We start from the raw sequence: 12,844 nt of genomic DNA, 5'->3' as shown, positions 1-12,844 counted from the left end.
TTGCCAGCCACCATGCACTGTCCCTTCTGCGGTGCCAACGACACCAAGGTCATCGACTCGCGTCTGGTCGCCGAGGGCGAACAGGTGCGCCGCCGGCGTGAATGCCTGGCCTGCGGCGAGCGTTTCACGACGTTCGAGACGGCCGAACTGGTGTTGCCGCGCCTGATCAAAACCGACGGCAGCCGCCAACCGTTCGACGAAGAAAAACTCCGCGCCGGCATGCAACGCGCCCTGGAGAAACGTCCGGTGAGCGTCGAGCGCCTCGAATCCTCTCTGGTTCACATCAAGCACAAGCTGCGCGCCACCGGCGAACGCGAGGTCAAATCCCTTGTGGTCGGCGAACTGGTCATGGCCGAGCTGCAAAAGCTTGATGAAGTCGCCTACATCCGTTTCGCTTCGGTGTACAAGCGCTTCCAGGACCTCAACGAATTCCGCGAAGAAATCGACCGCCTCGCCCGCGAACCGGTGAAAGAATGACCACCGTCGCCGAGCAGGCCATCCTCGACGCTCACTTCATGGCGCGCGCGCTGGAACTGGCGCGTAAAGGTCACTACACCACGCACCCCAATCCTCGGGTGGGCTGCGTGGTGGTGCGTGACGGGCAGATTGTCGGCGAAGGCTGGCATGAACGTGCCGGCGAACCGCACGCCGAAGTCCATGCCCTGCGCACCGCCGGTGAGCTGGCCCGGGGCGCGACCGCTTATGTGACCCTCGAACCGTGCAGCCACCATGGCCGCACACCGCCATGCGCCGATGCGCTGGTGAATGCTGGCGTAGGCCGCGTGGTCGCAGCGATGCGTGATCCGAATCCACAAGTGGCTGGGCGTGGTTTGCAGCGTCTGGCCGATGCCGGCATCGCCACTGAAAGCGGTGTGCTCGAAGCCGAAGCGCGCAAGCTCAATCAAGGTTTTCTGAAGCGCATGGAACACGGCTTGCCGTTCGTGCGGGTCAAGTTGGCCATGAGCCTCGATGGTCGCACGGCGATGGAAAGCGGCGAAAGCCAATGGATCACCGGTCCGGCTGCGCGTTCGGCGGTCCAGCGGTTGCGCGCTCAGGCCGCGGTGGTGCTGACCGGTGCCGACACCGTGCTGGCAGATGGCGCACGTTTGACTGTGCGGGCCGACGAGTTGGGGCTGGATGCCGAACAAACCGCATTGGCCATGAGCCGTCCGCCACTGCGCGTGTTGATCGACGGGCGCCTGCGGGTGCCGCTCGATGCGCCGTTCTTCAAGGCCGGCCCGGCGTTGGTCGCCACCTGTGTCGCGATCGAAGAGCAATACGCTCACGGCCCTGAATGCCTGATCGTGCCGGGTGATGACGGTCAGGTCGATCTGCATCAATTGCTGATCGAACTGGCCAACCGTGGTACCAACGAAGTGCTCGTCGAAGCTGGCCCACGGCTGGCCGGCGCTTTTGCTCAGCTGGGTCTGGTCGACGAGTTCGTGATCTTCATCGCCGGCAAGTTCCTCGGCTCCACGGCGCGTCCGTTGCTGGACTGGCCGCTGGCTTATATGAAGGATGCGCCAGAGCTGAAAATCACTGAAATTCGCGCGGTAGGCGATGACTGGCGAGTCACTGCCATCCCTGCTCAAGCGGCGAGCGTATAATTCCCGGCCATCGTTATTACGCTGGCTTAGTTCTCAAGGAGAACCCCATGTTTACCGGCATCATCGAATCCATCGGCAGTATCCGCGCACTGACCCCAAAGGGCGGTGATGTGCGGGTCCACGTCGCCACCGGCAAGCTCGACCTGAGCGACGTCAAACTCGGCGACAGCATCGCGGTCAACGGCGTTTGCCTGACCGCCGTTGAGCTGCCGGGCGACGGCTTCGCGGCCGACGTCAGCCGCGAAACCCTCGACTGCACCGCTATGAATGACCTGAAAAGCGGCAGCCCGGTCAATCTGGAAAAAGCTCTGACCCCGACCACTCGTCTCGGCGGGCATCTGGTCAGCGGTCACGTCGACGGTGTCGGCGAAATCGTCTCGCGCAGTGACAATGCCCGCGCCGTGGAATTTCGTATCCGCGCGCCGAAAGAGCTGGCCAAGTACATCGCCCACAAAGGCTCGATCACCGTCGACGGCACCAGCCTGACCGTGAACGCCGTCGATGGCGCCGAGTTCATGCTGACGATCATTCCGCACACTCTGAGCGAAACCATCATGGCGTCGTACAAGCCAGGTCGTCGGGTGAATCTGGAAGTCGACTTGCTGGCGCGTTATCTGGAGCGTCTGCTTTTGGGCGACAAGGCCGCAGAGTCGGCATCCGGCGGCACGATCACCGAAAGCTTTCTGGCCGCCAACGGCTACCTCAAATCCTGACTGAAGGGGGTGCCTTGTGGCGCTCAATAGCATCGAAGAACTGGTTGAAGACATCCGCCAAGGAAAGATGGTCATCCTCATGGATGACGAAGATCGCGAGAACGAAGGCGACCTGATCATGGCTGCCGAATGCTGCCAGGCCGAACACATCAACTTCATGGCCAAGCACGCCCGTGGCCTGATCTGCATGCCGATGAGCCGCGAGCGCTGCGAACTGTTGAAGCTGCCGTTGATGGCGCCGCGCAACGGTTCCGGTTTCGGCACCAAGTTCACCGTGTCGATCGAAGCCGCCGAAGGCGTGACCACCGGCATCTCCGCCGCTGACCGTGCGCGCACCGTGCAAGCGGCTGCGGCCAAGGACGCCAAGGCGGAAGATATCGTCAGCCCGGGCCACATTTTCCCGCTGATGGCACAGGCCGGCGGCACCCTCGCTCGCGCCGGCCACACCGAAGCCGCTTGCGACCTGGCGCGCATGGCCGGTTTCGAGCCGAGCGGGGTGATCTGCGAAGTGATGAACGACGACGGCACCATGTCCCGTCGCGCTGAACTGGAAGCTTTCGCCGCTGAGCACAACATCAAGATCGGCACCATTGCCGACCTGATTCACTACCGGATGATCCACGAACGTACCGTTCAGCGGATTGCCGAGCAGCCACTGGACAGCGAACTGGGCCAATTCAACCTGGTGACTTATCGTGATTCCGTGGAAGGCGACGTGCACATGGCGCTGACCCTGGGCACTGTTTGCGCTGAAGAACCGACACTGGTTCGTGTGCACAACATGGACCCGCTGCGCGACCTGCTGATGGTCAAGCAACCGGGCCGCTGGAGCCTGCGCGCCGCCATGGCTGCGGTTGCCGAGGCAGGCAGCGGTGTGGTGCTGTTGCTCGGTCATCCGCTCGATGGCGACGTGCTGCTCGCGCACATCCGCGAAACCGGTGATCAGGCCACGCCGAAAAAACCGACCACCTACAGCATCGTCGGTGCCGGTTCGCAGATCCTGCGTGACCTCGGCGTACGCAAAATGCGCTTGATGTCAGCGCCAATGAAATTTAATGCGATATCCGGTTTCGATCTGGAAGTTGTAGAATACGTGCCCTCCGAATAATGACCGGTTGTTTCCGGACTCCGATTCGCGGCAAATAAATCACTGAGGGACGCGTAGCAGACGCGTCCCGGCTCTTTAAGAGAACTGACGAATGACCCTGAAGACCATCGAAGGTACCTTCATCGCCCCTAAAGGCCGCTACGCTTTGGTAGTGGGCCGCTTCAACAGCTTCGTGGTTGAAAGCCTGGTCAGCGGTGCAGTTGATGCCCTGGTTCGCCACGGCGTGAGCGAAAGCGACATCACCATCATCCGCGCACCTGGCGCCTTCGAAATCCCGCTGGTTGCGCAGAAAGTCGCCCAGAAAGGTGAATTCGCAGCCATCATCGCCCTCGGCGCGGTCATTCGTGGCGGTACTCCGCACTTCGAATACGTCGCAGGCGAGTGCACCAAGGGCCTGGCCCAGGTGTCCATGGAGTTCGGCGTACCGGTTGCCTTCGGCGTCCTGACCGTTGATTCCATCGAGCAAGCCATCGAACGTTCCGGCACCAAGGCCGGTAACAAAGGTGCCGAAGCTGCCCTGTCCGCTCTGGAAATGGTCAGCCTGCTGGCACAGTTGGAGGCCAAGTGATTAGCGACGAAAGCGATCGTTTCAACCCGCGCGAACCGCGTCCAACGGACGCCGGCAAGCCTTCGAAAAGTGAAAAGCGCCGCGCTGCCCGTCAGCTGGCGACTCAAGCGTTGTACCAGCGCCACATGGCCAGTACTTCGCTGAACGAAATCGAAGCGCAGTTTCGCGTCGACAACGATTTCACCTTCGCCGATGCCAGCTACTTCCACGACATCCTGCATGGTGTTCCGGCCAGTCTGACCGAGATCGACACTGCGTTGGCGCCGTGCCTGGACCTGACCATCGAAGAGCTGGACCCGGTTGAACTGTGCGTACTGCGCCTGTCGACCTGGGAACTGCTCAAGCGCGTCGACGTGCCGTACCGTGTTGTGATCAACGAAGGGATCGAACTGGCGAAAGTCTACGGTTCCACCGACGGTCACAAGTTCGTCAACGGCGTGCTCGACAAGCTGGCCCCGCGCCTGCGTGAAGCTGAAGTGAAGGCGTTCAAGCGCTGAAACGCGCTTGAAACCTCAATGGGCGAATTCGAGCTGATCCGCAATTTTTTCGCCGCCGCGCCTTGTGCGCAAGGCGGCGAAGGCGTTGCTCTGGGGATCGGCGACGATTGCGCCTTGCTCGCTGTTCCCCTCGGGGAACAGTTGGCGATCTCCACCGATACGCTGGTGGCCGGTGTGCATTTCGCCGACCCCTGCGATCCGTTTCTGCTCGGTCAGCGCTCGCTGGCCGTCGCGGTCAGCGATCTGGCCGCCATGGGCGCCACGCCCGTTGCCTTTACCCTTGCCCTGACTGTACCGACGGTGACCGCCGATTGGCTGCAAGCCTATGCCCGCGGTTTGAACCGCATGGCGCAGAGCTGCGGCGTTGCGCTGGTCGGCGGCGATACCACGCGCGGGCCGTTGAGTCTTACGGTAACTGTGTTTGGTCGAGTGCCGGCGGAGCAGGCGCTGACCCGCAGCGGTGCACAACCGGGTGACTTGTTATGTGTCGGCGGGGAGCTGGGCAATGCGGCCGGCGCCTTGCCTTTGGTGCTCGGTCAGCGTGAGGCTGAAGCACACATCGCCCAACCGCTGCTCGATCATTACTGGTCGCCGCAACCGCAACTCGCCCTCGGTCAGGCCCTGCGCGGCAAAGCCACCTCGGCGCTGGATATCTCCGATGGCCTGCTCGCCGACTGTGGCCACATCGCACTGGCGTCGAAGGTGCGGCTTGAGATTGAACGCGAGCGCGTACCGCTGTCGGATGCATTAGTGGCGTTTCTCGGTCAGCGTGGCGCCGAGCGTGCAGCGCTAAGCGGTGGCGATGATTACGTGCTGGCGTTCACCCTGCCGTGCGTCGAGTTGCCGGCGCTGCTGGCCAATGGCTGGCCGATCCATGTGATCGGTCGTGTGTCAGAAGGTCAGGGCGTGATTCTGCTGGATCGCGAAGGGCACGACATCACCCCGCAAATCCGGGGCTATCAACATTTTCAGGAGACACCGTGACAGATCACCCGAAACAGGTTCCGGCCGAATTCGTTCCGCCGTCGGTCTGGCGCAATCCCTGGCATTTTCTTGCGTTCGGCTTCGGTTCCGGCACCTTGCCCAAGGCGCCGGGCACGTGGGGCTCGCTGGTTGCGCTACCCTTTATTCCGTTGTGGCAAATGTTGCCCGACTGGGGTTACTGGCTGATGCTCGGGATCACCATGCTGTTCGGCTTCTGGCTGTGCGGCAAAGTCGCCGACGATCTACGGGTACACGACCACGAAGGCATCGTCTGGGACGAAATGGTCGGGATGTGGATCACCCTGTGGCTGGTGCCGGAAGGCTGGTACTGGTTGCTTGCGGGTTTCCTCGTATTCCGTTTCTTCGACATTCTCAAGCCGTGGCCGATTCGCTGGATCGACCGACATGTGCATGGCGGCGTCGGCATCATGCTCGACGACGTGCTGGCCGGTGTATTTGCCTGGCTGGCCATGCAGGGTCTGGTGTGGGTTTTCGCCTGATTCCACGGGATATCAGGGTCAAGTGAGGGGACTAGGGATGGCTCGACGCTGGTTGGCGTTAGTGGTTTTGGCTTTGCTGAGTACCGTGGCCGGTGCGCAGGAAGCTGCGCCGACGCCGGCGGTCATCCATCTGGCCAGCGAAGACTGGGAAGACTACACCGCTGCCGACGGCCATGGCCTTGGCTGGGACGTGTTGCGCAAAGTGTTCGAACCGGCCGGAGTAAAGCTGGATATCCGCAGCGTGCCATACACCCGTTCGGTCGGGCTGGTGCAGTTGAAGGAAGTCGACGCGCTGGTCGGTTCCTATCGCGACGAAGCCGAGCAGGTGTTGTATCCACACTGGAATTTCGATTCCGACCACATCTACGCGTTGGGTCTGGCGAGCAATCCATCGCCGACCCAGGCGACGCTGGGCAAATATCGTCTGGCCTGGGTGCGCGGTTATCGCTACGAAAACTACCTGCCGAATATCAAGCGTTACAACCAGATCCAACGGCGCACCGGCATTTTATCGATGCTCAAGCAGGGGCGGGCGGATTACTACATCGATGCGTTGACCGAGATCGAGGCCGTGCTCAAAACCGCAGCAGATCCGGCGCTGTATCGCTATTCACATCTGATCGAGCTGCCGTTGTTTCTCGGCTTTGCCGACACTCCGCAGGCGCGAGCGCTGATGGCGCTATATGACCAGCGCATGGAGCAGTTGGTGAAGAGCGGCGAGTTGAAGCCAATCTTCGAGAAGTGGAAGCAGCCGTATCCGTTCAACCCGAATTGAGCATACAACTCCCACAGGGGATAGAGGCAACTCAGTAGTTATCAAACTTTTTGATCGTTATGCCCGATAATTCAGCCTAAGCGTCTGTAGGAACCTGCTGTTACAATGCCGGCCTGCGAATTTTCAGACTCTTTAGATCAGGAGCACACCGGTGCCTGTCGTCTTTGTCGCCGCTTCCAAGCTGCCAACGCCTTTTGCGCAATTCACCATGCACGGTTTTCTCGATGAAGCCACCGGCCGCGAGCACGTCGTGCTGAGCCTGGGTGAAATTGCCGACGGTGCCCCGGTTCTCGGCCGTTTGCACTCCGAATGCCTGACTGGCGACGCCTTGTTCAGCCAGCGCTGCGACTGCGGCTCGCAACTGGAAGGCGCGCTCAAAGCCATCGCCCGTGAAGGCCGTGGCGTATTGCTTTACCTGCGTCAGGAAGGTCGCGGAATTGGTCTGCTGAACAAGATCCGTGCCTACGAATTGCAGGACGGCGGTGCCGACACCGTTGAAGCCAACGAGCGTCTGGGCTTTGCCGCTGACCAGCGCGACTACGCAATGTGCCTGCCGATGCTTGAACATCTGGGCGTGAAATCCCTGCGTCTGATGACCAACAACCCGCGCAAGGTCAAAGCCTTGACCGACATGGGCATCACCGTCGCCGAGCGCGTGCCGTTGCACACCGGCCACAACCCGCACAACAAACTCTACCTGGCAACCAAGGCCAGCAAGCTCGACCACATGATGGGCAATGAGCATCAGGGCGAGGTTGATCGCGCGTGACTCGCGGTCAGGTGCGGCGCCGGTTGTCGGTCGATTGGTGGAAATACCTCGCGCTGGCGCTAGTGCCGTTGTTCGTGCTCAACGCGCTGTTTGGTCAGGGCGAAGGGATTCTGCCAGTACTGGCGATGCCGTTTTTCATTGCCGGCGTCGCGTCGATGTTTGTCAGCCTGAAGTTTTTCGGTCGCTATAAACATGCGCTGATCGCCACGCAAAAAGCCCTCGATACCCCGGATGAACCTGCAGCGTGGATTGCCCTCGCAGCCCGTCGTCGTGCGGCTTTTCTCGCGGCAGCCTTGCCGGCGTGGATCGGCGCGCTGGCGGTGTTTGTCGGTCTTGAAGCCGTACCGTTGATGCTGCTGGCGTTGTCCACGGCGGTGCTGTTTTATCTCTACCGTATCCCGCGTCAACTCGGCTGATGCGTCGTCTGTGGCTGGCGCTTCTGCTGCTGGCCGTCAGTGGCCCTGTGCTGGCGAACCTGCGGGTGGTCAGCCTCGCGCCGTCGCTGTCTGAAATTGTCGTTGAACTGGATTCGGCTGACCTGCTGGTCGGCGTGCTGGATGCCGGGGAGCGTCCTGCTGAAATTGCCAACGTCCCCTCTGTCGGCCGCTATGGCCAACTCGACATGGAACAATTGCTGAGCCTCCAGCCTGATTTATTGTTGCTGTGGCCCGGCAGTGTCGGCCCTGCGCAGCGTGATCAGCTCAAGCGCTTGGGCATCCCGACCTTCGTCGCCGAACCGCATTCCTTTGAGCAACTCATTACCCAGATAGAAGCCATTGCCGCGCAATTGGGGCGACCTCAACGTGGGGTGAAACGGGCTTCGGAGTTGCGCAAACAACTCGCAGAGCTGCGCCAGCGCTATCGCCGGGACGTGCCGTTGCGGGTGTTTTATCAGGTGTGGGACAAGCCGCTGTACACCGTCGGTGGCGGGCAGATCATCAGCGATGCGCTGCAAGTGTGCGGGGCGGGCAATGTGTTCGGCGATCTGAGTCTGCCGGCGCCGCAGGTGAGTATTGAGGCAGTGTTGCAGCGCGATCCTGAGGTGATTCTGGCGAGTGATCGGGCGCAGCTGAATGCGTGGAAGGCGTGGCCGCAGGTCGCCGCGGTGACGCAGGGGAAATTACTGCTGGTCACCGACAAAGGCCTTGAGCGCCCAAGCGGCCAGATGATCAGCGCCACCGCCAAACTCTGCCAATTGATCGCGCCGGACCACTGAAACCGTGGTGACTACTTCGCGAGCAGGCTCGCTCCCACAGGGGGATTGCATTCCAAATGTGGGAGCGAGCCTGCTCGCGAAGGGGCCTGTGAAATCACCGAAGATTCAAATCAAAGCTGGGGAGTCCAGGTGACACCAAACATCCACACTCGACCTTCTTCGCGATAGCCATACTGGCTGCCGTCATAGCTGTAGTTCGCCCGGCTGTAGCCCTTGTCGAAAACGTTATCGACCTTCAGATCCAGCTTGATCTCGCGGTTCAACGCCCAGCCGCTGCGTAAGCCGAACAGCGCATAGCCGCCCAGCGCCTGCGTATTGTCCTTATCGTCATAACTGCTGCTGACCGCCTGCCAACTGGCGCCGAGGCTGACTTGATCAAACTGTCGATCCAGATCCCAGCTCAACGTGCGCCGCGCACGTCGGGCCAAGGTGTGCCCGGTATCACGATCACGCGGATCGATGATCGAAACGCCAAGGTTGCTCTGCCAGTCGAACAGTTCCTGCTTCAGTGCCGCTTCAAATCCATTGATTCGTGCCGAAGCCACGTTCTCTGGACGTGAGTTGCTGCCGAAGATGATCGCGTCTTCCAGGTCAGTACGGTAAATCGACGCCTCGAGACGGCTGCTGTCGGTCAACTGACTGCGCCATTGCAGCTCGTAGCTTTTCGAGGTTTCCGGTTTCAGATCCGGGTTGCTGAAGTCCGGGTAGTACAGGTCGTTGAAGGTCGGCGCGCGGAAACCTTCGCTGTAACTCAACAGCAAGTCGTTGTCCGGGTTCAGTGGCAGGGTAAACGTGCCGCTCCAGGTGTTCTGGCTGCCGAATTGTTGATTGTCGTCATGGCGCAGGCCCAGCTCCGTGGAGAAGCTGTCGGCTTGATAACGATGCTGGATAAACGCGGCGCGGTTCCAGCGGCTGTCTTCGTCGAATGCGGTGCTGCTGTTGACCCGGTCTTCGTACCAGTCGCCGCCGAGGATCAGGCTGTTGCGCGCGTCCAGTGTCAGGTCGTTCTGCCAGTTCACCGAATCGCGGTAGGTGTTGAACACCGTGCGTTCGTCGCTGAGCTTGTCGAGGGTCTTCTCGCGATTCTCGGTGTGGCCGAACTCGACGCGGGTTTTCCAGGTTTCGTTGACCCGGGCATCGACGTAACTGCTGACACTGCTGACGTTGAAATCGCTGTACGGCTGCTGTTGCACAGACTCGAACGTGGTCATATCGAAGCGGCCGAACGGGTTGTCGAACTCGCCCTTGCCACGGTTATCGAGCAGATTGGTGCCGATTTCGATGTCATCGGTCAGTGCATGGCTGAGGCTCAGGCTGACGGATTTATTGCGGTAGGCGTCGTGATCGCCATCGCTTGGATACGACTCATGGGTGCGATCAATCCCGGCAGTCTCATCCAGGCTGGCGCCGAGGTTGAAACGGGTTTTCTCATCGCCGCCGGACAAGCCGAGGCTGCGCTGCCAAGTCTGGTTGCTGCCGAAACCGACGTGCATCCGGGGCTGCAAACCCTGCTCAGTGCCGCGTCGGGTGAAGATCTGAATCACCCCGCCAATCGCATCGCTGCCGTAAATCACCGAACGCGAACCGCGCAGTACTTCCACGCGCTCGATCTGTTCGATATTCAGATGCTGCAGGTTGCTGTCGCCGGACGTTGAACTGCCGATGCGCTGGCCATCGACCAGCACCAGACTCTGCGCCGACTGCGTGCCGCGAATGTAGATCCCCGGCAGGCTGCCGCGCCCGCCGGCCTGCGCCACTTGCACGCCGGGTACGCGCCGCAGCAGATCAGGCACGTCGCTCGGTTGCAGGCGGTCGATGTCTTCGCGGGTGAATACCGTGTTGGCGGCGCTGCTGTCGTTTCGGGCTTCGACCTGGCGGTTGGCTGAGATCAGCGTGTCCGGCAGTTTCAGTGCCTGATCACGCTCGAAGGTATCGGCGAAAGCGTTGGTGGATGGCAGCAGAAGAAAGGGCAGGGCGAGGCGCGAGAGTTTCATGGAAATCCATCGGGAATTTCAGATGTGCACAAATCAAATGTGGGAGCGAGCCTGCTCGCGAATGCGGTGTATCAGTCAGCCCTGATTTGACTGACAGTCCGCATTCGCGAGCAGGCTCGCTCCCACAAGGGTATTGCGTTTATTTGTCGAGTAAGGCCAGACGCTCACGAATCGACGCTTCGATCCCGGCCTCATCCAGCCCGCACTCGGCCAGCATTTGCGCAGGCTTGGCGTGCTCAACGTAGATATCCGGCAAGCCCAGATGCAGCATCGACTTGAGAATGTTCTCGCGCGCGAGGAACTCGCTGACCGCGCCACCGGCGCCGCCCATGATCGCGTTCTCTTCGATGGTCACCAGCAATTCGTGGCTGTCGGCAATCTCGCGCACCAGCTCTTCGTCGAGCGGTTTGACGAAACGCATGTCGACCACGGTGGCATCGAGTTTTTCAGCGACTTTCAGCGCTTCGGACAGTTGCACACCGAACACCAGCAAGGCGACTTTGCTGCCCTGACGACGGACGATGCCCTTGCCGATTTCGATCGGCTCAAGGTCTTTCTCAATGGTCGCATTCGGACCATTGCCACGCGGGTAACGCACCGCCGCCGGGCCGTTGTAGAGGTGGCCGGTGGTGAGCATCTTGCGCAGTTCGTTTTCATCGCTCGGGGTCATGATGACCATGCCCGGGATGCAGCGCAGGTACGACAGATCGAAGCTGCCAGCGTGGGTCGGTCCGTCTTCGCCAACTAAACCTGCACGGTCGATGGCGAACAGCACGTCGAGGTTCTGCACCGCGACGTCATGCACCAGTTGGTCGTAACCACGCTGGAGGAACGTCGAGTAGATCGCCACCACCGGTTTTGCGCCTTCACAGGCCATGCCGGCAGCGAACGTTACCGCGTGTTGCTCGGCAATCGCCACGTCGAAGTAGCGCAACGGAAAACGTTCGCTGAACGCCACCAGATCCGAGCCTTCCTTCATCGCCGGGGTAATCCCGACCAGACGTGGATCAGCGGCGGCCATGTCGCACAGCCACTCGCCAAACACTGCCGAATACTTCGGCCCGCTGGCCTGCTTCGGCGCGGCGGCCGGAGCGTCCAGTGGTTCGAGCTTGGTAATGGCGTGGTAACCGATCGGGTCGACTTCCGCCGGGGCGAAGCCTTTGCCTTTCTTGGTGACGATGTGCAGGAACTGCGGGCCTTTCAAATCACGCATGTTGCGCAGCGTGGCGATCAGCGTTGGCAGGTCGTGGCCATCGATCGGGCCGATGTAGTTCCAGCCCAGCTCTTCGAACAGCGTGCCGGGGACCAGCATGCCTTTGGCGTATTCTTCGGTGCGGCGGGCGATTTCCCAGGCGCCGGGCAGGCGCGACAGGACTTTCTTGCTGCCCTCGCGCATGCTCGCGTAAGTGCGGCTGGAAAGGATCTTCGCCAGATAGTTCGACAGACCGCCGACATTGCGCGAGATCGACATGTCGTTGTCGTTGAGAATCACCAGCATGTTGGCGTTCACTTCCGGCGCGTGGTTCAGCGCTTCGAAAGCCATGCCGGCGGTCAATGCGCCGTCGCCGATCACGGCAATCGCCTTGCGATCACTGTCCTGCAGGCGGGCGGCAATCGCCATACCCAGCGCAGCGCTGATCGACGTGCTGGAGTGGCCGACGCCAAAGGTGTCGTACTCGCTCTCGGAGCGACGCGGGAAAGCGGCGATGCCGTCTTTCTGGCGCAGGGTGCCCATGCGCTCGCGGCGACCGGTGAGGATTTTGTGCGGATACGCCTGATGCCCGACGTCCCACAGCAGACGGTCGTCCGGCGTGTCGAAGACGTAATGCAACGCGATGGTCAGCTCGATCACGCCCAGGCCGGCACCGAAATGCCCACCGGTCTGACCGACCGTGTAGAGCAATTCCAGGCGCAACTCATCGGCCAGGGTTTCCAGCTCGGCTTCGCCTAACCGGCGCAGGCCGTCCGGCGTATTCGCGCGGTCGAGCAGGGGCGTGGTCGGGCGCTTGCGGGGAATCTCATGAAACGTCGTGGGCATCAGGCGAATCGTTATAGGTATAAAAGATGCCGCAGTTTACCTGATGCATCGCCCCCTGCCCACGCGTTGGTCTTT

Annotated in this window: 14 protein-coding genes; 12 read left to right on the top strand and 2 right to left on the bottom strand. The window is 61.1% G+C overall.

The features are described 5' to 3' along the window. The first annotated feature begins 12 nt into the window (after positions 1 to 12). The 12 genes from nrdR (at position 13) to QOM10_RS25950 (ending at position 8,737) form a co-directional block, all read left to right on the top strand. Complete coding sequence (gene nrdR, locus QOM10_RS26005; RefSeq protein ID WP_007910946.1) at positions 13 to 477, top strand: transcriptional regulator NrdR; 465 nt, start codon at positions 13 to 15, stop codon at positions 475 to 477. Further along, the gene (gene ribD, locus QOM10_RS26000; protein ID WP_127929944.1) at positions 474 to 1,607 is read left to right on the top strand and encodes a bifunctional diaminohydroxyphosphoribosylaminopyrimidine deaminase/5-amino-6-(5-phosphoribosylamino)uracil reductase RibD; all 1,134 of its coding nucleotides are present in this window, start codon (positions 474 to 476) and stop codon (positions 1,605 to 1,607) included. The genes nrdR and ribD overlap by 4 nt, the downstream gene beginning before the upstream one ends. Before the next feature lie 47 nt (positions 1,608 to 1,654). Then, entirely contained in the window at positions 1,655 to 2,320 is a 666-nt protein-coding gene (locus QOM10_RS25995) for a riboflavin synthase (protein ID WP_127929943.1), read from the top strand. 16 nt (positions 2,321 to 2,336) lie between these two features. Next, complete coding sequence (gene ribBA / locus QOM10_RS25990; protein ID WP_127929942.1) at positions 2,337 to 3,428, top strand: bifunctional 3,4-dihydroxy-2-butanone-4-phosphate synthase/GTP cyclohydrolase II; 1,092 nt, start codon at positions 2,337 to 2,339, stop codon at positions 3,426 to 3,428. A 91-nt stretch (positions 3,429 to 3,519) separates the two neighbouring features. Then, positions 3,520 to 3,996: a 6,7-dimethyl-8-ribityllumazine synthase gene (gene ribE, locus QOM10_RS25985; RefSeq protein ID WP_003228649.1), complete on the top strand. Its 477-nt coding sequence runs from the start codon at positions 3,520 to 3,522 to the stop codon at positions 3,994 to 3,996. Beyond that, positions 3,993 to 4,493, top strand: coding sequence for a transcription antitermination factor NusB (nusB, locus tag QOM10_RS25980; RefSeq protein WP_034153728.1), 501 nt, complete (start codon positions 3,993 to 3,995; stop codon positions 4,491 to 4,493). The genes ribE and nusB overlap by 4 nt, the downstream gene beginning before the upstream one ends. 18 nt (positions 4,494 to 4,511) lie before the next feature. Then, a complete protein-coding gene (gene thiL / locus QOM10_RS25975) occupies positions 4,512 to 5,477 on the top strand; it encodes a thiamine-phosphate kinase (protein ID WP_316917177.1) in 966 nt (321 codons plus the stop codon). Beyond that, on the top strand, positions 5,474 to 5,977 hold the full coding sequence (locus QOM10_RS25970) for a phosphatidylglycerophosphatase A (RefSeq protein WP_011336134.1): 504 nt from the start codon (positions 5,474 to 5,476) through the stop codon (positions 5,975 to 5,977). The genes thiL and QOM10_RS25970 overlap by 4 nt, the downstream gene beginning before the upstream one ends. Positions 5,978 to 6,014: 37 nt before the next feature. Then, positions 6,015 to 6,752: a substrate-binding periplasmic protein gene (locus tag QOM10_RS25965; protein ID WP_127929940.1), complete on the top strand. Its 738-nt coding sequence runs from the start codon at positions 6,015 to 6,017 to the stop codon at positions 6,750 to 6,752. A gap of 151 nt (positions 6,753 to 6,903) precedes the next feature. Then, on the top strand, positions 6,904 to 7,521 hold the full coding sequence (gene ribA / locus QOM10_RS25960) for a GTP cyclohydrolase II (protein ID WP_016984117.1): 618 nt from the start codon (positions 6,904 to 6,906) through the stop codon (positions 7,519 to 7,521). Beyond that, positions 7,518 to 7,937: an MFS transporter gene (locus QOM10_RS25955; RefSeq protein ID WP_122661425.1), complete on the top strand. Its 420-nt coding sequence runs from the start codon at positions 7,518 to 7,520 to the stop codon at positions 7,935 to 7,937. The genes ribA and QOM10_RS25955 overlap by 4 nt, the downstream gene beginning before the upstream one ends. After that, entirely contained in the window at positions 7,937 to 8,737 is an 801-nt protein-coding gene (locus QOM10_RS25950; protein ID WP_160041978.1) for a cobalamin-binding protein, read from the top strand. The genes QOM10_RS25955 and QOM10_RS25950 overlap by 1 nt, the downstream gene beginning before the upstream one ends. 110 nt (positions 8,738 to 8,847) lie before the next feature. On the opposite strand, the gene QOM10_RS25945 is transcribed toward QOM10_RS25950, so the two are convergent. After that, positions 8,848 to 10,731 (bottom strand): TonB-dependent receptor domain-containing protein, encoded by a 1,884-nt coding sequence (locus QOM10_RS25945; RefSeq protein ID WP_316917176.1) that lies wholly within the window; start codon positions 10,729 to 10,731, stop codon positions 8,848 to 8,850. A gap of 139 nt (positions 10,732 to 10,870) precedes the next feature. Continuing rightward, positions 10,871 to 12,769, bottom strand: coding sequence for a 1-deoxy-D-xylulose-5-phosphate synthase (gene dxs / locus QOM10_RS25940; RefSeq protein WP_150751763.1), 1,899 nt, complete (start codon positions 12,767 to 12,769; stop codon positions 10,871 to 10,873). Positions 12,770 to 12,844: the final 75 nt, after the last annotated feature.

The sequence above is a fragment of the Pseudomonas sp. P108 genome (genome assembly GCF_032613195.1).
In the GTDB taxonomy this organism is placed as follows: domain Bacteria; phylum Pseudomonadota; class Gammaproteobacteria; order Pseudomonadales; family Pseudomonadaceae; genus Aquipseudomonas.
Note: the sequence above shows the minus strand (reverse complement) of the source record. Positions and strands in the feature narration are given on the sequence as shown.

Coding starts and splice junctions, on each gene's coding strand:
- dxs (WP_150751763.1), bottom strand. CDS start 12,769: ATGCCCACGACGTTTCATGAGATTCCCCGCAAGCGCCCGACCACGCCC.
- QOM10_RS25995 (WP_127929943.1), top strand. CDS start 1,655: ATGTTTACCGGCATCATCGAATCCATCGGCAGTATCCGCGCACTGACC.
- thiL (WP_316917177.1), top strand. CDS start 4,512: ATGGGCGAATTCGAGCTGATCCGCAATTTTTTCGCCGCCGCGCCTTGT.
- nrdR (WP_007910946.1), top strand. CDS start 13: ATGCACTGTCCCTTCTGCGGTGCCAACGACACCAAGGTCATCGACTCG.
- QOM10_RS25965 (WP_127929940.1), top strand. CDS start 6,015: ATGGCTCGACGCTGGTTGGCGTTAGTGGTTTTGGCTTTGCTGAGTACC.
- ribD (WP_127929944.1), top strand. CDS start 474: ATGACCACCGTCGCCGAGCAGGCCATCCTCGACGCTCACTTCATGGCG.
- QOM10_RS25950 (WP_160041978.1), top strand. CDS start 7,937: ATGCGTCGTCTGTGGCTGGCGCTTCTGCTGCTGGCCGTCAGTGGCCCT.
- ribE (WP_003228649.1), top strand. CDS start 3,520: ATGACCCTGAAGACCATCGAAGGTACCTTCATCGCCCCTAAAGGCCGC.
- QOM10_RS25945 (WP_316917176.1), bottom strand. CDS start 10,731: ATGAAACTCTCGCGCCTCGCCCTGCCCTTTCTTCTGCTGCCATCCACC.